The organism is Lysobacter hankyongensis, assembly GCF_039543145.1.
Lineage (GTDB): Bacteria > Pseudomonadota > Gammaproteobacteria > Xanthomonadales > Xanthomonadaceae > Lysobacter_I > Lysobacter_I hankyongensis.
The window spans coordinates 745,063-768,528 of the sequence record NZ_BAABJE010000001.1 but is presented as its reverse complement, the minus strand read 5'-3'; the positions used below and the strand labels follow the sequence as shown (position 1 = coordinate 768,528).

Below are 23,466 nucleotides of genomic sequence, written 5' to 3'. Positions count from 1 at the left end.
CGGCGGGGCTTCGCCGTTTCGGGACCATCGCCGGTCGCCATGCAGGCCGCCACGGACCGTCTCCCAAAGTCCGGCGTTTCCGCTTAGTCTTCGGGCATGAGTCAACTTGAGCCGATCCTCGCCGGTCCCACGCCCGCACCCGACGCGGAACTTCCGGACTACGTCCGCGCGCTGGAGGCGGCGGCGATCTATCTGCCCGAGGATCAGCGCGCCACGCTCGTCCGCGCCTGGCGCGTCGGCGCCGCCGCGCACGCCGGTCAGACCCGCAAATCCGGCGAGCCCTACATCACCCACCCCGTGGCCGCGGCGACCGTGCTGGCCGAGCAGGGTGTGGACATCGAAACCCTGGTGGCGGCGATCCTGCACGACACCATCGAAGACACGCCGCTGACCCGCGAGGAGATCGCCTCGGAGTTCGGCGCGACGGTGGCCGACCTCGTGGAAGGGGTCACCAAACTGGACAAGCTGCAGTTCCGCGATCGCCAGGAAGCCGCGGCGGAAAGCTTCCGCAAGATGATGCTCGCGATGGCGCGCGATCTGCGCGTGATCCTGATCAAGCTCGCGGATCGTCTGCACAACATGCGCACCCTCGGCGCGCAGAGCGCGGAAGCGCGGACCCGCATCGCGCGCGAGACGCTGGAGATCTACGCGCCGATCGCGCAGCGGTTGGGCATGAATCTGATCAAGGCCGAGTTGCAGGATCTCGGTTTTCGCGCGCTGCACCCGTGGCGCCATGCCGTGCTGGCGCGGCGCATCCGCACCCAACCGGTGGTGCGTCGGGAAGCGCTGGCGAAGATCGAGGCGCAGCTCGCGCAACGACTGGTGAAGGAAGGCTTCGATTTCCGGCTCGTGGGCCGGGTGAAGTCGCCCTGGAGCATCTACACCAAGATGCGCGCCGAGGGTAAAACCTTCACCCAGGTCATGGACATGTTCGGCTTCCGCCTGGTCGTGCGTTCGGTACCGGAGTGCTATCACGCGCTCGGCGTGGTGCATTCGGTATTCAAACCCGTGGACGGGCGGTTTCGCGATTTCGTGGCCATTCCCAAGGCCAACGGGTATCAATCGCTGCACACCGTGCTGTTCGGGCCTTACGGTTCGCCGATCGAAGTGCAGATCCGCACCGAGGAAATGGACCTCATCGCCGAGCGCGGCATCGCGGCGCACTGGTCCTACAAGCACGGCGGCAGCGCGAACAGCGCGCAGAACCGCGCGCAGTCGTGGGTGGCGAACCTGATCGAATCCCAGCGCGCGACGGGCTCTTCGCTCGAATTCCTGGAGAACGTGAAGATCGACCTGTTTCCGGACGAGGTTTATCTGTTCACGCCCAAGGGCGACATCATGGCGCTGCCGCGCAATTCGACCACGCTGGATTTCGCCTACGGTGTGCATACCGACGTCGGCAACCATGCGGTGGCGGCGCGCGTGGACAAGCGCCTGGTGCCGCTGCGCACCAAGCTCGTCAGCGGCCAGAGCGTCGAGATCATCACCGCGAAATCGGCGGCGCCGAAACCGCAATGGCTGGAGTTCGTGGTCACCGGCAAGGCCCGCACCGCGATCCGCCATCAGCTCAAGCAACTGGAACACGAGGATGCGGTGCAATTGGGACACCGGATGCTCGACCGCGCGCTGGAAGGGCTCGGCAGTTCGCTCGACCGCGTGCCGCAGACCCGGCTCGAAAGCTATCTGGCCGATCATCGCTATCCGCGATTGGAGGCGCTGCTGGCCGACATCGCGCTGGGCAACCGCATGCCGACCCAGGTCGCGCAGGTGCTTGCGCATCGTCTGCCCGACAAGAGCGATGCGGTGGATCTGGCCTTCGGTGCGCGTCAGGGCGAGAAGATCCTGATCACCGGAGCCGAGCGTGGCGTGGTGACGTTCGCGAACTGCTGCATGCCGATTCCCGGCGACGACGTGATGGGCTATCACACGGCCGGTCGTGGCGTCGTGGTGCATCGCACCGATTGCGCTAACCTGGCCGAATATCGCAAGTCGCCGGAACGCTGGGTGTCGATCGGCTGGGATCGCGAGATCACCGGCGATTACCAGGTCGCCTTGCGGGTCGAGGTCGACAATCGCCCCGGCGTGCTCGCACAGGTCGCTGCGGCGATCGCGGTCGCCGACTCGAACATCGATTCGGTCGAATACCTGGATCGCGACAAGAATATCGCGGTCATCCGCTTCGGCATCGAGGTCAGCGATCGCACCCATCTCGCCGACGTGATCCGTCGCGTGCGCCGCCTCGGCGTGGTGCACGGCGTGCAGCGGATGTAGGTCGAGCTCCGGTCCGACGATACGATCGATCGGTCGACGCTGCCCGTGACGTTAAACTACCGAAATCCTCCCTTTCCGAGCCCATGCCATGCCCCGCGAACCCATCCAATCCTCCGCCGCTCCCGCCGCCATCGGCCCATACTCCCAGGCCACCCGCGCCGGCGACATGGTGTTTCTGTCCGGGCAGATTCCGCTGGATCCGAACTCCGGACTCATCGTCGAAGGCGACATCACCGAGCAGGCGCGGCAGGCGTTCGCGAACCTGCGCGCGGTCTGCCAGGCCGCCGGCGGCTCGTTCGACGACATCGTCCGCGTCGGTCTGTATCTGACCGATCTGTCCGAGTTCGCGGCGGTCAACGCAGTGATGCAGGATGTGTTCTCGGCGCCTTATCCGGCGCGTTCGACCATCGAAGTGTCGGCGCTGCCCCGCGGCGCGAAGTTCGAGGTCGATGCGATCATGGTGCTTGGCTGATCGCACGGCACCGCTCGCCGCATCCCGCAGCGTCGCGTTCCTGAGTCCGCGCACGCACGCATCCGCATGCCTGCCGCGCCGCCACGTCGCACACCGCAGCTCGATCCGGCCGCACAGCCGCTGACCGCACTCAGCGGTGTCGGCGCTGCGGTCGCCGAGAAACTGGCCGCGCGCGGGCTGCTGACGCTGCAGGACCTGTGGTTCCATCTCCCGCGACAGTACGAAGACCGCACTGCGCTCACGCCCATCCGCAAACTGCAGCCGGGCCTGCCGGCGCAGGTCGAGGGCACGGTGGAAGCGGTCGAGCGCGGCTTCCGCTACCGGCCGATGCTGCGCGTCGCCATCGGCGACGATTCGTACGCGACGCTTGTGTTGCGGTTCTTCCATTTCCGCTCGCAGCAGGTGGCGCAGTTCGCGCCGGGCACGCGGGTCCGCGTGTACGGCACGCCCCGGCCCGGACAGCACGGACTGGAAATCGTGCATCCGAGCTATCGCATCCTAGGCGGCGCCGGCGAAGTCGAACTCAGCGACCGTCTCGATCCTGTGTATCCGGCGATCGAGGGCATCGGCCCCGCGGTATTGCGCAAGCTCATCGATCAGGCCCTGCAGCGGCTGCCGGACGAGCGGGCGATCGAACTGCTGCCTGCCGATCTGCTCGCGCACGAAGCGCTGTGCGTCGGCCTGCCGTCGCTGCGCGAAGCGCTGCTCACGCTGCATCGCCCGCCGCAGGGCAGCGACGTGCAGGCGCTGCTGGCCGGTACGCATCCGGCGCAGCGCCGGCTGGCGCTGGAAGAACTGCTGGCGCACCACCTCACGCTGCGCAACCAGCGGATCGCGATGCAGGCGCACAGCGCGCCGCCGCTGCGGGCGGTGCGGCGCGCGGGCGCGTTGCGCAAATCGCTGCCGTTCGCGCTGACCCGCGCGCAGGAACGCGTGTTCGCCGAGATCCGCGAGGACCTGGCAAAGCCGGTGCCGATGCTGCGGCTGGTGCAGGGCGACGTCGGCAGCGGCAAGACCGTGGTCGCGGCGATGGCCGCATTGCTGGCGGTGGAAGAGGGCCGGCAGGCCGCGCTGATGGCGCCGACCGAACTGCTGGCGGAGCAGCATCTGGCCAACCTGCGCGGTTGGCTCGAACCGCTGGGCGTGCGCGTGGTCTGGCTGGCGGGCAAGGTCACCGGCAAGGCACGCGAAGCGGTGCTCGCCGAGATCGCGGGCGGTGCCGCGCAGGTGGTCGTCGGCACGCATGCGCTGATGCAGGACGGCGTGGTCTTCCGCGATCTGGCATTGGCCATCGTCGACGAACAGCATCGCTTCGGCGTGCATCAGCGCCTCGCGCTGCGCGACAAGGGCAGCGCAGGCACCCAGGTGCCGCATCAGCTGGTGATGACGGCGACGCCGATTCCGCGCACCCTGGCGATGGCCGCGTATGCGGATCTCGATGTCTCCGCGATCGACGAACTCCCGCCCGGGCGTACGCCGGTGCAGACCGTGGTGTTGAGCGCCGAGCGCCGCCCGGAATTGATCGAACGCATCCGCGCCGCCTGCGCGGAAGGCCGGCAGGCGTATTGGGTCTGCACATTGATCGACGACAGCGACGAAGTTGTGGCTCAGGCCGCGCAGAGCACCTACGAGGCATTGACCCAGCAACTTCCGGCGCTGCGGATCGCGCTGGTGCACGGGCGGCTGAAAGCCGCCGAAAAACAGAAGACGATGGCGGCGTTCAAGGCCGGCGAGCTGCAGTTGCTGGTCGCGACGACCGTGATCGAGGTCGGCGTGGACGTGCCGAACGCCTCGCTGATGATCATCGAGAACGCCGAGCGGCTCGGGCTCGCGCAGTTGCACCAGCTGCGTGGTCGCGTCGGGCGCGGCAGCGCGGCCTCCAGCTGCGTGCTGCTGTACCAGTCGCCGCTGTCGCAGATGGCGCGGCAGCGGCTGGCGACGATGCGCGAAACCAACGACGGTTTCGTCATCGCCGAAAAGGATCTCGAATTGCGCGGCCCGGGCGAGCTGCTCGGCACCCGCCAGACCGGCCTCGCGGCGTTCCGCATCGCCGATCTCGGTCGCGACGCAGCGCTGCTGCCGACCGTGCAGCGCATCGGCGACGCGCTGCTGAAGACTTCGCCGGAACTCGCCGAGCGCATCACCGGGCGCTGGGTAGGCGGGGCGGCGCGTTACGCCAGCGCCTGAGCGCGCTGTTGCCGGGCGTCAGCAGGCCGCGTCGTCGCCCTCGACCGGGCAATAGATGTCGTGCAGGGTTTGGATCAACCGGTGGACCGGTCCTTCGGCCACCGAGTAATACACGTTCTGCGATTCGCGTCGGGTCTGTACCCAGCCGCCTTCACGCAATACGGCCAGATGCTGCGAAAGCGCCGATTGGCTCAGTTCGACCTCGGCATTGATTTCGCCCACCGTGCGTTCGCCGTCGATCAGCAGACACATGACCCGCAGCCGCTGCGGATTGGACAACGCTTTCAGCAGCTCCGCGGCCTGTTCGGCCTGCGCCTGCATCGTCGCGCCGAGCGCAGGCGAGGAAGGCTTCCGGCGGGATGCGGGGGCCATGTTCAGGACCTCTCTTCGGAGCCGCCGCTCTCGACCCAGCGCAGCCAGCCGCCGGCCAGCGACAGCGGCCGGTCGAATCCGAGGCGTTTCAGCGCCTCGGCGGCGAGTGCGGAACGGCCGCCGGTGCGGCAATAGACGATGACCGATTCGCGCCGGTGCGACAGGTTCGGGTCGGTCCTGAAATTCACGGCCGGGTGCGCGTCGACCTGGAACTCCAGCACGCCGCGCGGAATGTTCACCGCCCCGGGCAGATGGCCTTCGGCGAACTCGGCCGGTTCGCGGACATCGATGACCGGCGTGCCGGCGGTCTGCAGCGCGCGCAGCCGTGTCGGATCGATTTCCTCGATGACGGCACGGGCCTGGGCGACGAGGTCCTGAGCGGTGTAGGTCATGTACGGGTCTCCGGTGCGAGGTTGACAGTCTAGCAAAGTCTAATTAAGATAATTCTAAATTAGATATTGATCAAATCATATTCGGCGAGTCGACCGAACACCCTGGGAGGGGCCATGAGCAATATCGTCGTGATCGGAGCGGGTCTCAGCGGCATGAGCGCGGCCTACGAACTGCGGGAGATCCTCGGGAAGGCGCATCGGATCACCGTCGTCGGCGACGGCGAGCGGTTCAGCTTCACGCCCTCGAATCCCTGGGTGGCGGTGGGCTGGCGCACGCCGGACGAGGTCACCCTGCAGGCCGGCGACTTCCTTTCGAAAAAGGGCATCGACTTCCGCGCCGACGGTGCGGCGAAGATCGATGCCGAGGGCCATCAGATCGTGACCGGCGACGGCACCTCGCTCGAATACGACTACCTGTTGATCTGCACCGGGCCGAAGCTCGCGTTCGACGAAGTGCCCGGCAGCGGCCCGGACGGCGGTCATACCCAATCGGTGTGCACCACGCCCCACGCGCAACACGCCTGGGAAGCCTACGAGGCGTTCCTGACGCATCCGGGTCCGGTCGTGGTCGGTGCGATGGCCGGCGCGAGCTGCTTCGGCCCGGCCTACGAATTCGCGATGATCCTCGATGCCGATCTGCGCAAGCGGAAACTGCGCGACAAGGTGCCGATGACCTTCGTCACGAGCGAACCCTATATCGGCCACATGGGCCTGGGCGGAGTCGGCGATTCCAAGGGCATGATGGAATCCGAGCTGCGCCAGCGCCACATCAAGTGGATCACGAACGCGAGGGTGAAAGAGGTGCGCGAAGGCGGGATGCATGTTGTCGAGCACGACGACAAGGCGCAGCCGGTCAGGGAACACGTGCTGCCGTTCGCGTATTCGATGATGCTGCCGGCGTTCAAGGGCGTCGATGCGGTCGCGGCGGTCGAAGGCCTGTGCAATCCGCGCGGTTTCGTGATCGTCGACACGCACCAGCGCAGCCCGACATTCCCGCGCATCTTCGCCGCTGGCGTCTGCGTGGCGATTCCGCCGGTCGAGGCCACACCCATTCCGACCGGCGCGCCGAAGACCGGTTTCATGATCGAGTCGATGGTCACCACCATCGTCCGCAACATCGCCGCCGAGATGAAGGGCGAACCCGCGACCTTCGAAGGCACATGGAACGCGGTCTGCCTCGCCGACATGGGCGACACCGGCGCCGCATTCGTGGCGCTGCCGCAGATTCCGCCGCGCAACGTCACCTGGACCAGGATCGGCAAGTGGGTCCACGTGGCCAAGATCGCGTTCGAAAAATACTTCCTCTACAAGATGCGCAACGGTACCAGCGAGCCGATCTACGAAAAGTACGTGCTGAGCGCGCTGGGCATCGAGCGCCTGAAATGACAGTTCCCCAACGATCCGGAGCCCTTTCATGAATCTCGACCGTGCCGTGATGGCCTTCGCTGGCGTGATGATCTTCGTCAGCCTGGCTCTGACCCATTTCGTGTCGCCCTGGTTCTGGCTGTTCACCGCCCTCATCGGCGCGAACCTGCTGGTGGCCAGCCTTACCGGCTTCTGCCCGGCGGCGATCCTGTTCCGCAAACTCGGCGTGGCCAGCGGGTGCGCATTCAAATGAACGGAATCCTGCGATTCGTCGGTTTCGCGCTGGTTGTCGCCCTGACCGTCGCGCTGATCGCCACGCTGGCCGGATGCGGCAGCGATCCGGGCGAACGCGCTGCGACACCGCTGCCGAAGCTCGACACGTTCGTCGTCGCCGCGGACACCGCGACCGGCGGTCGCGCCTGGGACGGCACGGTCGAGGCGGTACGCGAGGCCGTGCTCTCGGCGCAGACCGCGGGCCGCGTGACGGCGGTCGATGCGGACGTGAACGACCGCGTCGCCGCGGGACAGATCCTGCTGCGTCTGACCGTGGTCGAGCAGCAGGCCGGCGTCGATGCTGCACGCGCGCAGCTCCGTGCGGCCGAAGCTTCGGCGGTGGAGGCGGAGCGCCAATTCCAGCGCTTCTCCGCGCTCGCGAAGGACAACTACGTGTCGCGCGCGCAGCTCGACCAGATCCGATCGGCGCGCGATGCCGCCAACGCGGCGCGCGATGCCGCCCGCGCGCAGTTGTCGTCCGCGGGCCAGAACGCCGATTACACGACGGTCCGCGCGCCGTACGCCGGCATCGTGTCCGCGCGACGGGTCGAGCCGGGCGAAACCGTGAATCCCGGGCAGCCGTTGCTGACGGTCTACGCACCCGACGATCTGCGCATCGAAGTGCGCGTGCCGCAGTCGGCCGCCGAATCCATCCGCGCCCAGCCCGGTGCCCGCGTGCTTTTCGACGACGGCATCGCCGTGGATGCGCGCGAAGTGGTCGTGTATCCCGCCGCCGATCCGGCCAGCCACAGCGTTCCGGTTCGCGTGCTGCTGCCGCGCATGGCCGGAGCGATCGCACCGGGAACCACGGCGAAGGTCGTGTTCCCGATCGGCGGCGATGCGCGCGCGTTGCGGGTGCCGACGGCATCGGTGCTGCGCCGCGGCGAACTGACCGCGGTCTACGTGGTGAAGGATGGCCGCGTGCTGCTGCGCCAACTGCGTCTGGGCGCGTCCGCAGGCGGCACGGTCGAAGTCCTGGCCGGCCTGCGTGCGGGCGATGTCGTGGCGCGCGATCCGGAGGCGGCGGTGCAGGCCATCGTGCTGCAGCGCGATGCCGCGGGAGCCGGACATGGCTGATCCGAATGCGAACGCCGCTGCGTCGAGCCCCGAGGTGCGGCAGTCCTCGCGGCTCGGCTTCTCCGGCCGCATCGCCAGGGCATTCCAGGCGAATCCATTGACGCCGATCCTGGCGTTGATGGGGCTGATGCTCGGCCTCGTCGCCGTGCTGATCACGCCACGCGAGGAAGAGCCGCAGATCGACGTGACCATGGCGAACGTGTTCGTGCCGTTCCCCGGCGCATCGTCGCGCGATGTCGAACAACTGGTCAGTTATCCGCTGGAGCAGAAACTGTCCGAAATCGAAGGCGTGAAACACGTCTATTCGATCAGCCGTCCGGGCATGGCGGTGCTGACGGTCGAATACACCGTCGGCGTCGAGCGCCAGCCGGCGATCGTGCGTCTCTACAACCAGGTGTTCTCCAATGCCGACTGGATGCCATCGGGCGTCGGCATCGGCCAGCCACTGATCAAGCCCAAGGGCATCGACGACGTGCCGGTGATGGCGTTGACGCTCTGGTCCGACGATGCGGGCACCGGCGTCGAAGAACTCTCCGCGGTGGCACGCACGCTCGAAACCGAACTCAAGCGCGTGCCCGGCACCCGCGATGTCTACACCATCGGCGCGCCGGACCGCGTGGTCGCGGTGACCCTCGATCCAGCCCGCCTGTCCGCGTTCGGGCTCAGCGTCGGTGAAGTCGCGCAGTCGCTGCAGGCGGCGAACGTGGTGCGTCACGTCGGCGAACGCGTCGGAGAGGATCATGCCGTGCCGGTCACCGCCGGTCGTTTCCTCGCCGATCGCGACGACGTGGCGCAACTGGTGCTGGGCATGCAGGACGGCAAACCGGTGACGTTGGCGGATGTCGCCGACGTGCGCGCCGGGATCGACGTCCCGTCGACCTACGTCTGGCACGGTGCGCCCGCGGGGCAACCCGGGCCGAAGGCCGGCACCGCAGCCGCGCTGACGATCGCCATCGCCAAGAAGCCGGGCAGCAACGCCGCCGACATCACCTCGGCGATCGCGGAACGGGTCGAAGCCCTGCGCGGCGAGCTGATCCCGGACGCGGTCCACGTCGACATCGTGCGCGATTACGGCCAGACCGCCACCGACAAGGCGCAGAAGCTCATCCAGAAACTGTTCTTCGCGACGATGTCGGTGGTGCTGCTGGTGTTGTTCGCGCTCGGCAAGCGCGAAGCGCTGGTGGTCGGCGCCGCGGTCGTGCTCACGCTCGCGCTGACGTTGTTCGCCTCCTGGGCGATGGGCTTCACGCTCAATCGGGTCTCGCTGTTCGCGCTGATCTTCTCGATCGGCATCCTCGTCGACGATGCCATCGTGGTGGTCGAGAACATCCACCGGCACATGGCTCGTGGCGGCAGGACGCTGATCGAGGCGATTCCGCCGGCGGTCGACGAAGTCGGCGGCCCGACGATCCTGGCGACCTTCACCGTGATCGCCGCGCTGCTGCCGATGGCCTTCGTCAGCGGCCTGATGGGGCCGTACATGCGGCCGATACCGATCAACGCCTCCGCGGGCATGGTGCTGTCGCTGGCGGTGGCGCTGGTGGTGACGCCGTGGCTGTCGCTGAAGCTGCTGAAGCCGCACGTCGCGCATCACGATGCAAACACCGGCGCGGGTGCCGGCGCGGGCGAATCGCGCCTGCATCGGATGTTCTCGTGGGCGATGACGCCGTTCCTCGCCGGCGAGCGCGGGCCGCGGCGCCGGCGCTGGCTGTTCGGCGGAATGGCGGTGCTGGTGCTGCTGGCGGCGAGCCTCGCGGTGTTCCAGCGCGTGGTGCTGAAGATGCTGCCGTTCGACAACAAGTCGGAGATCCAGGTGGTCGTCGACATGCCGGAAGGCAGCACGCTCGAAAGCACCAATGCGCTGCTCGTCGAACTGGCGGCGACCGCATCGACGGTCCCGGAAGTCTCGAATTTCCAGGGGTATGCCGGCACCTCCGCGCCGATCAACTTCAATGGACTGGTGCGCCAGTACTTCCTGCGCAGCGGCGCCAACGTCGCCGATCTGCAGGTGAACCTGGTCGACAAGCATCATCGCGACCGCAAGAGTCACGACATCGCCCGCGCGATGCGACCGAAGCTCGATGCCGTCGGCCGTCGCTACGGCGCATCGGTGAAAGTGGTGGAGGTGCCGCCGGGCCCGCCGGTGCTGGCGCCGCTGGTCGCCGAGATCTATGGCCCGGATGACGCCGTCAGCCGCAAGGTCGCGCAGGCACTGGCGGCGCGTTTCCGCGATACGGACGGCATCGTCGACATCGACACCACGGTGGAGGCGGCCGCGCCGCGCGAAGTGCTGGTGGTCGATCGCGAACGGGCGACCCGGCTCGGGGTGGATCAATCGACCATCGCGAACACGCTGGCGGCCGCGGTCGGTGGTTACGACGCCACGTACGTGCAGGACGGCATCTCGCGTCGTCCGCGTCCGGTGCGCTTGCGCGTGCCGGTGTCCGAACAGGCGAACCTCGAACGCCTGCTGCAACTGTCGGTGAAGGGCGGGCGGGGACAGGCCGTGCCGCTGTCCGAAGTGACGCGGACCGTGCGCGCAGAATGGGACGGCGCGATCCATCACAAGGACCTGCTGCCGGTGGTGTACGTGATGGGCGACGAGGCCGGAGAGCTCGACAGCCCGCTGTACGGCATGTTCGATGTCGTCGGCCAGGTCTCCGACAACACCGTCGGCGAGCGGACGCTGTCGCAGTTCTTCATCCGTCAGCCGGACAGCACCGCCGGTTACGCGATCAAATGGGACGGCGAGTGGCAGATCACCTACGAGACCTTCCGCGACATGGGCATCGCCTACGCCGCCGGACTGGTGCTGATCTATCTCCTGATCGTCGCGCAGTTCCGCAGCTATCTGGTGCCGCTGGTGATCATGGCGCCGATCCCGATGACCGTGATCGGGGTGATGCCGGGCCACGCATTGCTGGGGGCGCAGTTCACGGCCACATCGATGATCGGCATGATCGCGCTGGCCGGCATCATCGTGCGCAATTCCATCCTGCTGGTGGATTTCATCAATCAGGCGGTGGGCGAGGGCAGGACGCCGGCCGAAGCGGTGATCGAGGCCTGCGCGGTCCGTGCGCAGCCGATCGTGCTGACCGCGGCGGCGGCGATGCTGGGCGCGTTCTTCATTCTGGACGACCCAATCTTCAACGGGCTCGCCGTGTCGCTGATCTTCGGCATTTTCGTCAGCACCGTGCTCACGCTGATCGTCATTCCGCTACTCTATTTCGTGCTGCTGGAGCGCAACGTCGCGAAGGAAACAACGCCATGACCGATTCCCCCGATATCCGCGTAATGCTCGAACAGGAAGGCCCTTACGCCTTCAAGGTGAATTTCGAAGGGGCCGGTCTGGCGGCCCTGCATACCGACGAGCCCGCGCCGCTGGGGGAGGGCGCCGGTCCGAATCCTTCGGCGATCCTCCTGACCAGCATCGCCAACTGTCTCGGCGCCAGCCTGTTGTTCGCGCTGCGCAAGTTCAGGAACACGCCCGGCCCGATCCGCGCCGAAATCGTCGCGCGCAGGGAGCGCAATGCCGAAGGCCGCTGGCGGATTCCGCACGCCGAGGTCACGATCCATCTGTCCGACAAGGCGGCCGATCTCGAACACTTCGACCGCGTGCTCGCCCAGTTCGAGCAGTTCTGCATCGTCACCCAGAGCGTGCGCGAGGGTGTGGATGTCGCGGTGCGCATCGTCGACGCCGACGGCGTGGTCCGGGAGCCGGGCGCTTGAGCGGCGGACGACCCCGCTTCGCCCGTGTCGCCACGACCCTGGAGGATTGATCCATGTCCGATGCAGACGCCAGTCTCCGAATCGCATGCCCGGCCTGTCATGCGCTCAACCGCGTGCCGGCCGCGCGTCTCGCCGATGCGCCGGTCTGCGGGCGCTGCAAGGCCCCCTTGTTCGCCGCACATCCGCTTGCGCTCGATGTCGAGGGCTTCGAGCGCCATGTCGTGCAGTCGGATCTGCCGGTGCTCGTCGATTTCTGGGCGCCGTGGTGTCAGCCGTGCCTGATGATGGCGCCGCACTTCGAAGCCGCCGCAGGCGAGCTGGAGCCTGCGTTCCGGCTGGCCAAGATCGACACCCAGGCGCATCCCGCGCTCGGCGCGCGATTCGCCATCCGCAGCATTCCGACCCTCGTGCTGTTCCGCGGCGGACGCGAGATCGCGCGCCAGTCCGGCGCGATGGGCGCCGGCGACATCGCCCGCTGGGCGCGTGCGCACGCGCGCTGAGTCATTCCACCCCGTTCACGCTCAGGAGTTCGTCATGTCCGGTCTTCCCCTGCGTTTTCTTCTGGGCGCCATCCTCGTCGCGATGTTTCCCGTGGCGGCCTTCATGGTGAGTGGCGCCACGACCGAGACCGCGCCGGCCTCCACTGCCGAACCCGCGACCGGCGCGACGACCGTCTCCGGTGTCGCGCTGTTGCGTCCGCGCGAGGGTCTGTTCGTCGCCGGTCAGCCGGGCGCGGGCGACTGGTCGGCGCTGGCCGCATCGGGCGTCCGCACCGTCGTCAATCTGCGCCCGGAGGGCGAGTTGAAGGGGCGCGACGAGCGTGCGGAGGTCGCCGCCGCCGGCATGCGTTATGTCGAGCTGCCGGTGTCGGGGCCCGCCGACATCACGCCGGAAAACGCGAAGGCGCTGTCCGCGCTGCTCGCCCAGGCCGATGGTCCGGTGCTGGTGCACTGCGCGAGCGGCAATCGCGTCGGCGGCCTGCTCGCGGTGGCGATGGCGCAGAACGGCATGTCGACCGCGCAGGCGCTGGAGTTCGGCCGCAGCGCCGGCATGAAATCGATCGAAGGACGCGCGCGCGAAGTGATCGAACAGGCGGTTGAACGGGACGCGCCAGCCCGCTGCGTCGCCGCGCGCGACACCGCCGATCCATCGCAATGCGCCGCGGGCGGCTGATCCGTCAGCGTTTCATCCGGCGCGGCCGCGTGCCGGATCAGAAGCGATCGATCGGCAGTTTCAGGTAACGCACGCCGTTGTCATCGGGCTCCGGCAGCCGTCCGGCACGGATATTGACCTGCACCGACGGCAGCAGCAGTGCGGGCATCGCCAGGGTCGCGTCGCGCGCGGTGCGCAGGGCGACGAAGGCGTCCTCGTCGATGCCGTCGCGCACATGGATGTTGCCGGCCTTCTGCGCGGCGATGGTGGTTTCGCAGGCGTAGTCACGGCCGCCAGGCGCGTAGTCGTGGCAGACGAAGACGCGGGTGTCGTCCGGCAACGCGAACAGGCGCTGGATCGAGCGATACAGCATGTGCGCATCGCCGCCGGGGAAATCGCAGCGCGCCGTGCCGCCGTCGGGCATGAAGATCGAATCGCCGACGAACAGCGCATCGCCGATGCGATAGGCGACGCTGTCGTTGGTGTGGCCCGGCACCGCGACGACCATGGCTTCGAGGCTGCCGATGGCGAAACGTTCGCCGTCGGCGAACAGGCGATCGAACTGCGAGCCGTCGACCGGGAAGTGTTCGCCGAGATTGAAGATCGGCCGGAACGTCTTCTGCACCGAGCGGATGCCTTCGCCGATCGCGAGCGTCGCGTCGGCGAATCGCGATTTCAGCCAGTGGCCGGCGCTGAGATGATCTGCATGCGCATGGGTTTCGAGGATCCAGCGGACGTCGAGTCCGTGCGTGCGCGCATGATCGACCAGCGCCTGCGCCGAAGTCGTCGCGGTCCGGCCGGATTTGGCGTCGAAGTCGAGCACCGGGTCGACGATGGCGGCCTGCCGTGTCGCCGGATCGTGCACGACGTAGCTCCAGGTGCAACTGTCGTTGTGGAAGAAAGGCGTCGTCTCTGCGCGCATGACGGGCTCCCGCTCTTTGGTCGATCCGATTCTACGTCGTGCGCCGCGGCCGCTTCGAGTCGCGGCTTCGGTTCCGGCGCCGACCGTGCATAATCCCGCGATGACCGAAAAACTTCCCCTGCTGATCGATACCGACCCGGGCGTGGACGACGCGCTCGCCCTGTTGATGGCCTTCGATGCACCGCATCACGAGGTCGTCGCCCTCACCATCGCCGCCGGCAACGTCGGCCTGACACATACCGTCGCCAACGCGCTGAAACTGTGCGAAGTCGCCGAGGTCGACGTGCCGGTGTTCGCCGGCTGCGACGCGCCGCTGCTGCATTCCGCGCCGGACGCGTCGTACGTGCATGGCCGCGATGGTTTCGGCGACATCTGCTACCCGCCCGCCACCCGGGAGGTCGAAGCCGAACACGCGACCCAGGCGATGATCCGGCTGTCGCACGAACACGCCGGCCGGCTGGTCGTGTGCATGCTCGGTCCGCTGACCAATCTGGCGGTGGCGCTGAAGCTCGATCCGACCCTGCCGCAGCGGGTGGGCCGCATGGTGGTGATGGGCGGCGCAGTGACCGGGCAGGGCAACACGACGCCGATGGCCGAGTTCAACATCGGTTTCGACCCGGAGGCGGCGCACATCGTGTTCGAGGCCTTCGCCGCCGCCGGCGTGCCGGTGGAGGTCGCGGACTGGGAGGCGGTGGTCCGCCATGGGTTCCTGCATACCGAAGTCGACCGCTGGCTGCAGGCCGACCATCCGCGGGCGCGGTTCTACGACGCCATCTCGCGTAAGACCCGCGAGTGGTCCGCGGGCCTGCGCGGCGCGCACTGGCACGCCGCCGATGCTCTGGCCATGGCGCTGCTGGTCGCCCCGGAAGGGGCGGTGCTGCGCGAGCGCCGGCCGCTGCGGGTGGAGTTGATCGGGACCGAGTCCCGCGGCGCCACCGTGGTGGACTGGGGCCGCCGCAGCGGCCGCGCGGACAATGCCGACATCCTGATGACCTACGATCAGACCGCCTTCGAGGCTCTGATCCGCAAGGCCCTGCGGGCCGGCTGAACGCGCGCACTCGCTGGTTGTGGAGCGGGCGCCTCGCGCAGAGGCGCCTGTTCGGCCGCCGGCTCGATGTCTTCGGCAGGCCCGGATCGGGCAGCGTGCGCGGAGGCTTGAGCCGGGGTGGGGCAGGCCGCTATAATGCCCGGCTTTCCGCTCAACTCTGGTGCCGCCATGAAGGCCGACATCCATCCCCAGTACCGCCAGGTCGTCTTCCAGGACGTGACCTCGGACTTCAAGATCCTCACCCGCTCGACCCTTGGCAGCAAGGAAACCGTCAAGTGGGAAGACGGCAACGAGTATCCGCTGATCAAGATCGATATCTCGTCCGCTTCGCACCCGTTCTACACGGGTCAGCACAAGATCATCGACACCAGCGGTCGCGTCGACAAGTTCCGCAAGCGCTACGGCAAGTAATCGCGTCCGCGCGACGCGGAGCGCCCTCGGCGACTCCGGCGTTCGTGCAGCACGCCGTACGTGTCATCCGCAACGGCCGCCTTCCGGCGGCCGTTGTCGTGTCCGCGTTTCGGCGCGACAGGGCCTACGACCAAAGTCCAGACGTCGCGCCATGCGGAGGCGTCCGGATCGTTATGCGATAATCGAGCGGTGTCGCGACCGCGGTTGCGGCCTCCTTCCCCGAACGTTCCGCAGGCGCTGTCCGCGGACCACTTCACGACAACACCGCTTCATGGGAGTGCGCCGTGTCTCAACAGGATTCCAACGTCCCCACCCAGGTCACCGTGACCGCCGGCGACAAGTCGGTCGTTCTGCCGGTGCATGCACCGACCGTCGGCAGCGCGTGCATCGACATCGCAAAGCTGCCGAAGGAAACCGGCCTGTTCACCTACGACTCGGGCTTCACCGCGACCGCGTCGTGCCGTTCCGCCATCACCTACATCGACGGCGACAACGGCGTGCTGATGTATCGCGGTTATCCGATCGAACAGCTCGCCGAGCATTCGAGCTTCCTCGAAGTCGCCTACCTGCTGATGAACGGCGAACTGCCGGGCAAGGACGATTTCGCCACGTTCGAACATGAGGTCACGCATCACACGATGATGCACGAGGCCTTCCGCACCTTCCTGTTCGGCTTCCGCCACGACGCGCATCCGATGGCGATGCTGGTCGGCATGCTGGGCTCGATGGCGAGCTTCTATCACAACACCCTCGATCTCGAAGACGCCGAGCAGCGCCGCATGGCCGCGATCCGCCTGATCGCGAAGGTGCCGACGATCGCCGCCGCCTGCCATCGCTATTCGATCGGCTGGCCGAGCCGCTATCCGAAGAACAACCTCGAATACGTCACCCGCTTCCTGCACATGATGAAGGAAGTGCCGAGCGAGCCGCTGGAGCTGAATCCGGTCGCGGCGAAGGCGCTGGATCTGCTGTTCATCCTCCATGCCGACCACGAGCAGAACGCGTCGACCTCGACCGTGCGTCTGGTCGGTTCCACCGGCGCCAATCCCTACGCCTGCGTCGCCGCCGGCGTTGCGGCGCTGTGGGGCCCGGCGCACGGCGGCGCCAACGAAGCCGTGTTGAAGATGCTGGAAGAGATCGGCCGCCCGGACAACGTGCAGTCCGCGGTCGACAAGGCGAAGGACAAGAACTCCGGCTTCCGGCTGATGGGCTTCGGCCATCGTGTGTACAAGAATTTCGACCCGCGCGCGAAGATCATCCGCGAGATGTGCCACAAGGTGCTGAACGAGCTGGGCGTCAACGATCCGCTGCTCGAAGTGGCGATGAAGCTCGAAGAGGCGGCGCTGAAGGACGATTACTTCGTGCAGCGCAAGCTCTATCCGAACGTCGATTTCTATTCGGGCATCATCTACAAGGCGCTGGGCATTCCGACCGAGATGTTCACGGTCATGTTCGCCATCGCCCGCACCGCCGGCTGGGTCGCGCACTGGCTCGAGCAGCAGAACGATCCGGAAGCCAAGATCGGCCGTCCGCGCCAGATCTACACCGGTTACGACGCCCGCGATTACGCTTCGATCGACAAGCGCTGATCGGATCTGCGTCACGCATCGACACGACCCCGCCGCAAGGCGGGGTTTTTTGTGGCCGTTCGGTCAACCCCGCATCCGCTCGTGCGTTTCGCGATATCGGTGGCGCCTGCCATCGCCGTGCGCGAAAGGAATTCCGATGACCCCGACGATCGTCATATCCCCGTCCCCGTCCCGATGGGCGACCCGCTGTCTGCGCTGGTGCGCATCCATGTCGCTCCTGTTGTGCGCCACGGCCCAGGCGCAGAGCGGCTGCACCCCGGTGGCGTTGACGCATGAAACCCCGGGCAAGGACATCTGTTACGGCACCGCGGCCTGGCGGGAACCGACGCTGGGCGGGATCTGGCTGCAGCAGCGGTTCGATTTCCATCGTGCGCCGGGCGCGAGCGACACCACGCCCGCGCCGTTGATCGTCTGGGCCCATCCGAATGGCGCCAGCAAATCGATCGTGCCCGGATCGGGACCCGACAACGTGCTGCTGAAGCCGGCCCTGGCCGCCGGATTTTCATTCGCTTCGGTGGAGTTCCGTCATCCGGTGGTCAACGAGAACGAAGCGTATTCGCCGACCGATCCCGGCGTTCCGCACCGCGACCTCGCGCGTGCCCTGCAATTCATCCGCGCGAATGCCGCCGCGTTGGGGATCGATCGCCGCAATGTCTTCGTGGTCGGCGGTTCGCGCGGCACGTTGTCGCTGTGGACCGTACTGCAGAACGACATGGCGATTCCGACCAGTCCGGACCCGGTCGCGCGCCAATCGACGCGGGCGAATGCAGTGTTCGCCTACAACGCCCAGACCACTTACGACGGACGCGAATTCGCCGATCTGTTCCTGGTCGAAGCGGAACGCCCGGGGTTCAAGGCGGCCTGGCAGGCGCAACATCCGAAATACGCGCAGTTCGGCAGCTCGATCCAGAGCGCGAGTGCCGACGACCCGCCGGTGATGCTGCGCTACGACCAGGCATTCGTGGGGCGACTGGTCACGCTGCAGGAATTGGCCGCCGTCGACTCGGTGCACTATCCGGACTATGGGCTGGCGATCTGCGCGGCGTATCGCATGGCCGGAATCGGTGCGCGCTGTACGGTCGAAGCCGATCCGCGATTCGCAGGGGCGGCGGGCTACAGCGGTTACGTGGACTTTTTCCTCCAGCATCTTCGCGGCCGCCCGAAGCCGGTCCTGCCGGCCGCCGCGTCCGCGCCATCGGCTGCGAGCAAGCGCGGGGCGGACCGCCCGGTCACGGCGACAGCGACGCGCCGGTCGGTACGGTCGAAGTAGCGCGCCGGCAGCGGCGCGGCGACGGGCGCCGCGCCATGGGAAACGGTCCGCAGGGCGCCAATCTCCGCGCCCCGCGAGGGGCCGTCACGCCAGCAGCGAGCGCAGCATCCAGGCGTTCTTCTCGTGGATGTTGAGGCGCTGGGTCATCAGGTCGGTGGTCGGATCGTCGCCGGCGTTGTCGGCGATCTTCAGCACCTTGCGGCCGGTGCGGCACACCGCTTCGTTGCCGCTGACCAGTTGGCGCACCATCTCGCGCCAGTCGGCGGTGTCGGTGAGGCCCGGTTCCTCGGGAATGCTGGTGAGCCGGATGAACTCGGCATAGGAACCCGGCGCGTTGAAGCCCAGCGCGCGGATGCGCTCCGCGGTTTCGTCCAGTGCGGTCCACTGCTCGGTGTACTGGCCTTCGAACATCACGTGCAGGGTGTTGAACATCGGCCCGGTGACGTTCCAGTGGAAGTTGTGCGTCTTGAGATACAGGGTGAAGCTGTCGGCGAGAAAGCGCGACAGGCCTTCGGCGATCTTCCTGCGGTCGCTGCCGGAAATCCCGATGTCGATCTGCGGCGCGCCGGTCGCGGTGTCGGCCTTCGCGGCGGGTTTGGCGGTCCTGTCGGACTTGCTGGATTCCGACTTGCTGGATTCCGACTTGTTCGATTCCGATTTGCTCGATTTGGCCATGGCTCGTCTCCGGGCGGGGGATGGATCAGACTATGGTCCTCCAAATCGTATTCAAAAACCGTTTCCCGAACACGCCGATCGATGAGCACGACCGAACCCGCCCGGCGCCGCCCCGCGCCCGGCAAACCGCACGACTCCACGCTGCAGAACGCCCGTCGCGCCATCGATGGCGCGCTGGCGCGCGACCGCGGCCGGCTGATGGGCCTGTGGTCGCGCTGGAGCGGCAAACCGGACGACGCCACGACGCAGGCGACCTTCGCGGAGGCCCTGGCCGCTTCGGTCGCGGCGCGCGAGGCCCGCGCGGCGGCGCTGCCAACCGATGCCACGGTCGACGAGGCCCTGCCCATCGCCGCCGAGGCCGAACGCATCGTGCAGCTGATCCGCGAACACCAGGTGGTGGTGATCGCCGGCGAGACCGGCTCCGGCAAGACCACGCAGTTGCCGAAGCTGTGTCTCGCCGCCGGCCGCGGCGCCGCCGGCATGATCGGCTGCACCCAGCCGCGCCGGATCGCCGCGCGCGCGGTCGCGCGGCGCGTGGCCGAAGAGCTGAAGACGCCGCTCGGCGGTCTGGTCGGCTTCCAGGTGCGCTTCAACGACAACGTCGGCGATCGCACCGCGGTGAAGTTCATGACCGACGGCATCCTGCTGGCCGAGATCCAGTCCGATCGCTGGCTGTCGAGCTACGACACGATCATCGTCGACGAGGCCCACGAGCGCAGTCTCAACATCGACTTCCTGCTCGGCTATCTCAAGCAGTTGCTGGTCAAACGCCGCGATCTGAAGGTGATCGTGACCTCCGCGACCATCGATACCGAACGCTTCTCGCAGCACTTCGGCGACGCGCCGGTGGTGAGCGTGGAAGGCCGCGGCTATCCGGTCGAAGTGCGCTACCGGCCGTTGAATGCGGGCCGCGACGGGGACGACGAGAGCGACGACGATGCGGGCGAAGGCGGCCGTTCGGTGCTCGACGGCATCGTGTCGGCCTGCGACGAGATCGCGCGCGGCGGCGGTATGGGCGACACGCTGATCTTCCTGCCCGGCGAGCGCGAGATCCGCGATGCGCATCAGGCGCTGGAGAAGCGCAAATACCGGCACACCGAAGTGCTGCCGCTGTACGCGCGGCTGTCGGCACGCGACCAGGACCGCGTGTTCAATCCGGGGCCGCAGCGACGGATCGTGCTGGCGACCAACGTCGCCGAAACCTCGCTGACCGTGCCGCGCATCCATTACGTGGTCGATCCCGGATTCGCGCGGGTCAAGCGCTATAGCCCGCGGCAGAAACTCGATCGCCTGCACATCGAAGCGATCTCGAAGGCCAGCGCCGACCAGCGCAAGGGCCGCTGCGGACGCATCGCGCCCGGCACCTGTTTCCGGCTCTATTCGGAAGCGGATTTCCTCGCCCGCGACGCCTACACCGACCCGGAAATCCGCCGCGCCGCGTTGGCGGGCGTGATCCTGCGGATGCTGTCGCTGGGCCTGGGGCGGATCGAAGAGTTTCCGTTTCTGGAAGCGCCGGATCCGCGCGCGGTCGCCGACGGCTGGCAACAACTCGCGGAACTCGGCGCGATCGATGCCGAGCGCAAATTGACCCACGTCGGTCGCACCATGGCGCGGCTGCCGGTGGACGTGAAGCTGGCGCGCATGCTGATCGCGGCGCAGAAGCACGGCTGCCTGCGCGAGATGCTGGTCATCGCCAGTTTCCTCGGCATCCAGGATCCGCGCGAGCGTCCCGCCGACCAGCGCGGCGCGGCCGACGCCGCGCACGCCGAATTCGCCGATCCGAAGTCTGAGTTCGTCGGTATCCTCAAACTGTGGGAAGGCTATCGCGTCGCGCACGAGGATCTGACCCAGTCGCAGTTGCGCAAATGGGCCGACAAACATTTCCTCGGGTTCCTGCGTCTGCGCGAATGGCGCGAGCTGCATCGTCAGCTGAAGTTGCTTTGTGAGGAGCTGGAGTGGGAACCGGAGGTGGGAGTCGATTTCGACGCCGATCCCAAAGCTGCGGGTCGAGACCCGCCCTACGCGAAGCTTCATCGCGCGCTGATCGCGGGCCTGCCGACGCAGATCGGCAACCGCGGCGATCGCGGGCTGTACGACGGTCCGCGCGGGCGCAAGTACACGATCTTCCCGGGCTCGCCGCTGGCGAAGAAACCGCCGCCATGGCTGCTGTCGGCATCGCTGCTCGATGCCGAGAAAGTGTGGGCGATGACCAACGCCGCGATCGAACCGGAGTGGGCGATCGACGAGTTGCCGCACCTCCTCGCGCGCCGGCATCACGATCCGCACTGGGCGCGCTTGCAGGGGCGGGTGGTCGGCAGCGAGCAGATCAGCCTGTTCGGGCTGGTGCTGGCGCCGAAGAAGCCGGTGCACTACGGCGCGCTGTTCCCCGAGGAATCGCGGCAGATCTTCGCCCGCGACGCGCTCGCGACCGGCGAGATCAACACCCGCGCCGCGTTCCTGTCGCGCAATCTCGCGACCCTGGCGAAGGCGAAGGAAGAAGAGGCCAAGCAGCGCCGCGCGGGGCTCGTCGTCGACGAGGATTGGCAGGCGCAGTGGTACCTCGACCGTTTGCCGCCGCACGTGCACAACCAGCAGGCGCTGGACACTTGGTACGCGCGGCTGTCGCCGGCCGACAAGGCCAAGCTCGAATGGTCGTTCGACGACCTGATGGTCGGCGGCGCCAGCGATGCCGAGCGTTTCCCGAAATATCTGCCGCTGGGCGATGCGCGTCTGGCGGTGAGCTATCGCTTCGAACCCGGCGCGCCCGACGACGGCATGACCGTGGCGGTGCCGCTGCATCTGCTGAACGCGCTCGACGCCGCGCGGCTGTCGTGGCTGGCGCCGGGCTTCGTGCAGGACAAGGCCGCGGCGCTGATCAAATCGCTGCCGAAGGCCCTGCGTCGCAATTTCGTGCCGGCGCCGGATTTCGCGCGCGCGTTCGCCGAGGCGCACATGTCTTCGAATGGGCAACTGGACGCCGACAGCTTCGAAGGCGCGCTGGCACGTTTCCTCAAGAAACTCACCGGGGCCGAAGTCGCCGCGATCGATTTCGATCCCGCGTCCATCGATGCGCATCTGCGCGCGAATCTCCGCCTGATGGACGGCAACGGCAGGACCGTGCTGGCGGAATCCCGCGACCTCGACGACCTGCGCGAGCGCTTCGGCAAGCGCGCGGCCGATGCGTTCTCCGCGCGCGCCGCGGAAGGCCTGGCGCAGCGCGGACTGACCGATTTTCCGGCGGCTTCGATTCCGGCATCCGTGCCGGGCGCCGGCGGCGTGCCCGCCTATCCGGCGCTGCACGACGACGGCGACAGCGTGTCGCTCGCGGTGCATGCCGATCGCGCCGAGGCGCAGCGCCATCATCCGCATGGCGTGCGCCGGTTGCTGCGGATCGCGATGGCCGAGAAGATGAAGCAGGCGCGGAAGCAGTTGCCGGTGCAGCCGAAGACCTCGCTGCTGTATGCCGCGATCGAATCGCAGTCGCCGCGCAACGATGGCCTGAAGGACAGCGACCGTCTGCGTCAGGATCTGGTCGATGGTGCGTTCGCCGCGCTCGCCGCCGACGGCCTCGCGGAGATCCGCGACCCGGCGGTGTTCGCGCTGCGCCGCGATGCCATCGCGAAGACGTTGTTCGGCGAAGCGATGGAACGGTTGAAGCAGGCCGAGACGATTCTTGCCCGGGTCGCCGAGGTGCGCGTGGCGCTGGAATCGAACCTGATGGGTTGGGCGAAGGCCAATCTCGACGATCTGCATGCGCAGCTCGCCGCGCTGGCGGCGCCGGGCTTCCTGCGCGACACCCCGGCCGAGGCGCTGGCCGAATATCCGCGCTATCTGCGGGCGATGGCGCTGCGCGCCGAGCGCGCGCTGCGCGATCCGGTGCGCGACCAGGCGCGGATGCTGGAACTCAAACCCTTCGTCGACGCGCTGGACGATGCCCGCGATCGCGGCATCGACGATCGCGACGGCTGGCAGGCGCTGCGCTGGGAGCTGGAAGAATTCAGGGTTTCCCTCTTCGCGCAGGAACTGGGCGCGAAGGGCGGCATTTCGGCGAAGAAACTGGCGACGCGACTCGCGCGGCTGGGCTGATTGGAGCGCTGGTCTGCGCTGCCTGGATGCGTGACCACGGTTGCATCGAGCGGCAGGACACTTTGTTAGCCTCGCCCTGCAACCCTCGCGTCCGGGGCTTCCCTTGCCGGGATGCGGGGGCCTGAATTGCCGGCAGGATGCCGCCGACTGCCGGGCGATGTCGACGCGGAGGTTC

The 23,466-nt window shown here is 67.6% G+C and carries 19 protein-coding genes; 15 read left to right on the top strand and 4 right to left on the bottom strand.

Translation table 11 applies throughout. The features are described from left to right. Positions 1-96: 96 nt before the first annotated feature. The 3 genes from ABD974_RS03485 (at position 97) to recG (ending at position 4,930) form a co-directional block, all read left to right on the top strand. Positions 97-2,271, top strand: coding sequence for a RelA/SpoT family protein (locus ABD974_RS03485; protein WP_345301859.1), 2,175 nt, complete (start codon positions 97-99; stop codon positions 2,269-2,271). An 88-nt stretch (positions 2,272-2,359) separates the two neighbouring features. After that, positions 2,360-2,743, top strand: coding sequence for a RidA family protein (locus tag ABD974_RS03480; RefSeq protein WP_345301858.1), 384 nt, complete (start codon positions 2,360-2,362; stop codon positions 2,741-2,743). Positions 2,744-2,809: 66 nt separating this feature from the next. Then, on the top strand, positions 2,810-4,930 hold the full coding sequence (gene recG, locus ABD974_RS03475) for an ATP-dependent DNA helicase RecG (RefSeq protein WP_345301857.1): 2,121 nt from the start codon (positions 2,810-2,812) through the stop codon (positions 4,928-4,930). Between the two features lie 18 nt (positions 4,931-4,948). On the opposite strand, the gene ABD974_RS03470 is transcribed toward recG, so the two are convergent. Beyond that, complete coding sequence (locus ABD974_RS03470; protein WP_345301856.1) at positions 4,949-5,302, bottom strand: ArsR/SmtB family transcription factor; 354 nt, start codon at positions 5,300-5,302, stop codon at positions 4,949-4,951. A gap of 2 nt (positions 5,303-5,304) precedes the next feature. Further along, positions 5,305-5,694 carry a rhodanese-like domain-containing protein gene (locus ABD974_RS03465; RefSeq protein WP_345301855.1) on the bottom strand — a complete coding sequence of 130 codons (390 nt, stop codon included), beginning with the start codon at positions 5,692-5,694 and terminating at the stop codon, positions 5,305-5,307. 114 nt (positions 5,695-5,808) lie between these two features. Between ABD974_RS03465 and ABD974_RS03460 the strand changes: the two genes are divergently transcribed. Genes ABD974_RS03460 through ABD974_RS03430 form a run of 7 tightly spaced genes read left to right on the top strand, consistent with a single transcriptional unit; the run spans position 5,809 to position 13,311 of the window. Beyond that, entirely contained in the window at positions 5,809-7,080 is a 1,272-nt protein-coding gene (locus ABD974_RS03460; protein ID WP_345301854.1) for an NAD(P)/FAD-dependent oxidoreductase, read from the top strand. A gap of 28 nt (positions 7,081-7,108) precedes the next feature. Further along, positions 7,109-7,312 carry a YgaP family membrane protein gene (locus ABD974_RS03455; RefSeq protein WP_345301853.1) on the top strand — a complete coding sequence of 68 codons (204 nt, stop codon included), beginning with the start codon at positions 7,109-7,111 and terminating at the stop codon, positions 7,310-7,312. Beyond that, positions 7,309-8,409, top strand: coding sequence for an efflux RND transporter periplasmic adaptor subunit (locus tag ABD974_RS03450; RefSeq protein ID WP_345301852.1), 1,101 nt, complete (start codon positions 7,309-7,311; stop codon positions 8,407-8,409). The genes ABD974_RS03455 and ABD974_RS03450 overlap by 4 nt, the downstream gene beginning before the upstream one ends. Then, positions 8,402-11,680, top strand: coding sequence for an efflux RND transporter permease subunit (locus ABD974_RS03445; protein WP_345301851.1), 3,279 nt, complete (start codon positions 8,402-8,404; stop codon positions 11,678-11,680). The genes ABD974_RS03450 and ABD974_RS03445 overlap by 8 nt, the downstream gene beginning before the upstream one ends. Then, entirely contained in the window at positions 11,677-12,138 is a 462-nt protein-coding gene (locus ABD974_RS03440) for an OsmC family protein (protein ID WP_345301850.1), read from the top strand. Before ABD974_RS03445 ends, ABD974_RS03440 begins: the two co-directional genes overlap by 4 nt. Positions 12,139-12,191: 53 nt before the next feature. Continuing rightward, the gene (gene trxC, locus ABD974_RS03435) at positions 12,192-12,638 is read left to right on the top strand and encodes a thioredoxin TrxC (RefSeq protein WP_345301849.1); all 447 of its coding nucleotides are present in this window, start codon (positions 12,192-12,194) and stop codon (positions 12,636-12,638) included. Positions 12,639-12,672: 34 nt separating this feature from the next. After that, positions 12,673-13,311, top strand: coding sequence for a protein tyrosine phosphatase family protein (locus ABD974_RS03430; RefSeq protein ID WP_345301848.1), 639 nt, complete (start codon positions 12,673-12,675; stop codon positions 13,309-13,311). A gap of 37 nt (positions 13,312-13,348) precedes the next feature. On the opposite strand, the gene ABD974_RS03425 is transcribed toward ABD974_RS03430, so the two are convergent. Continuing rightward, positions 13,349-14,212 carry an MBL fold metallo-hydrolase gene (locus ABD974_RS03425; RefSeq protein WP_345301847.1) on the bottom strand — a complete coding sequence of 288 codons (864 nt, stop codon included), beginning with the start codon at positions 14,210-14,212 and terminating at the stop codon, positions 13,349-13,351. Between the two features lie 100 nt (positions 14,213-14,312). Here ABD974_RS03425 and ABD974_RS03420 point away from each other — a divergent pair, with 100 nt between their 5' ends. The 4 genes from ABD974_RS03420 to ABD974_RS03405 all read left to right on the top strand — a co-directional run bounded on the left by ABD974_RS03420 (position 14,313) and on the right by ABD974_RS03405 (position 18,530). After that, positions 14,313-15,260, top strand: coding sequence for a nucleoside hydrolase (locus ABD974_RS03420; RefSeq protein WP_345301846.1), 948 nt, complete (start codon positions 14,313-14,315; stop codon positions 15,258-15,260). A 168-nt stretch (positions 15,261-15,428) separates the two neighbouring features. Continuing rightward, on the top strand, positions 15,429-15,671 hold the full coding sequence (locus ABD974_RS03415; protein ID WP_345301845.1) for a type B 50S ribosomal protein L31: 243 nt from the start codon (positions 15,429-15,431) through the stop codon (positions 15,669-15,671). 284 nt (positions 15,672-15,955) lie between these two features. Further along, on the top strand, positions 15,956-17,260 hold the full coding sequence (locus tag ABD974_RS03410) for a citrate synthase (RefSeq protein WP_345301844.1): 1,305 nt from the start codon (positions 15,956-15,958) through the stop codon (positions 17,258-17,260). A 208-nt stretch (positions 17,261-17,468) separates the two neighbouring features. Continuing rightward, positions 17,469-18,530, top strand: coding sequence for a hypothetical protein (locus tag ABD974_RS03405; RefSeq protein WP_345301843.1), 1,062 nt, complete (start codon positions 17,469-17,471; stop codon positions 18,528-18,530). An 84-nt stretch (positions 18,531-18,614) separates the two neighbouring features. Here ABD974_RS03405 and ABD974_RS03400 read toward each other — a convergent pair whose 3' ends face one another. Beyond that, positions 18,615-19,205 (bottom strand): Dps family protein, encoded by a 591-nt coding sequence (locus tag ABD974_RS03400; RefSeq protein ID WP_425562622.1) that lies wholly within the window; start codon positions 19,203-19,205, stop codon positions 18,615-18,617. Positions 19,206-19,286: 81 nt separating this feature from the next. Between ABD974_RS03400 and hrpA the strand changes: the two genes are divergently transcribed. Beyond that, positions 19,287-23,291, top strand: a complete 4,005-nt coding sequence (gene hrpA / locus ABD974_RS03395) for an ATP-dependent RNA helicase HrpA (RefSeq protein WP_345301842.1) — start codon at positions 19,287-19,289, stop codon at positions 23,289-23,291. The last annotated feature ends 175 nt before the right edge of the window (positions 23,292-23,466 follow it).

Bases quoted from the DNA above. Each gene is read 5' to 3' on its own strand.
- ABD974_RS03425 (WP_345301847.1), bottom strand. From the start codon at position 14,212: ATGCGCGCAGAGACGACGCCTTTCTTCCACAACGACAGTTGCACCTGG.
- hrpA (WP_345301842.1), top strand. From the start codon at position 19,287: ATGAGCACGACCGAACCCGCCCGGCGCCGCCCCGCGCCCGGCAAACCG.
- ABD974_RS03405 (WP_345301843.1), top strand. From the start codon at position 17,469: ATGTCGCTCCTGTTGTGCGCCACGGCCCAGGCGCAGAGCGGCTGCACC.
- ABD974_RS03415 (WP_345301845.1), top strand. From the start codon at position 15,429: ATGAAGGCCGACATCCATCCCCAGTACCGCCAGGTCGTCTTCCAGGAC.
- ABD974_RS03430 (WP_345301848.1), top strand. From the start codon at position 12,673: ATGTCCGGTCTTCCCCTGCGTTTTCTTCTGGGCGCCATCCTCGTCGCG.
- ABD974_RS03455 (WP_345301853.1), top strand. From the start codon at position 7,109: ATGAATCTCGACCGTGCCGTGATGGCCTTCGCTGGCGTGATGATCTTC.
- ABD974_RS03470 (WP_345301856.1), bottom strand. From the start codon at position 5,302: ATGGCCCCCGCATCCCGCCGGAAGCCTTCCTCGCCTGCGCTCGGCGCG.
- ABD974_RS03445 (WP_345301851.1), top strand. From the start codon at position 8,402: ATGGCTGATCCGAATGCGAACGCCGCTGCGTCGAGCCCCGAGGTGCGG.
- ABD974_RS03480 (WP_345301858.1), top strand. From the start codon at position 2,360: ATGCCCCGCGAACCCATCCAATCCTCCGCCGCTCCCGCCGCCATCGGC.
- recG (WP_345301857.1), top strand. From the start codon at position 2,810: ATGCCTGCCGCGCCGCCACGTCGCACACCGCAGCTCGATCCGGCCGCA.
- ABD974_RS03400 (WP_425562622.1), bottom strand. From the start codon at position 19,205: ATGGCCAAATCGAGCAAATCGGAATCGAACAAGTCGGAATCCAGCAAG.
- ABD974_RS03485 (WP_345301859.1), top strand. From the start codon at position 97: ATGAGTCAACTTGAGCCGATCCTCGCCGGTCCCACGCCCGCACCCGAC.
- ABD974_RS03465 (WP_345301855.1), bottom strand. From the start codon at position 5,694: ATGACCTACACCGCTCAGGACCTCGTCGCCCAGGCCCGTGCCGTCATC.
- ABD974_RS03450 (WP_345301852.1), top strand. From the start codon at position 7,309: ATGAACGGAATCCTGCGATTCGTCGGTTTCGCGCTGGTTGTCGCCCTG.
- ABD974_RS03420 (WP_345301846.1), top strand. From the start codon at position 14,313: ATGACCGAAAAACTTCCCCTGCTGATCGATACCGACCCGGGCGTGGAC.
- ABD974_RS03460 (WP_345301854.1), top strand. From the start codon at position 5,809: ATGAGCAATATCGTCGTGATCGGAGCGGGTCTCAGCGGCATGAGCGCG.
- ABD974_RS03440 (WP_345301850.1), top strand. From the start codon at position 11,677: ATGACCGATTCCCCCGATATCCGCGTAATGCTCGAACAGGAAGGCCCT.
- trxC (WP_345301849.1), top strand. From the start codon at position 12,192: ATGTCCGATGCAGACGCCAGTCTCCGAATCGCATGCCCGGCCTGTCAT.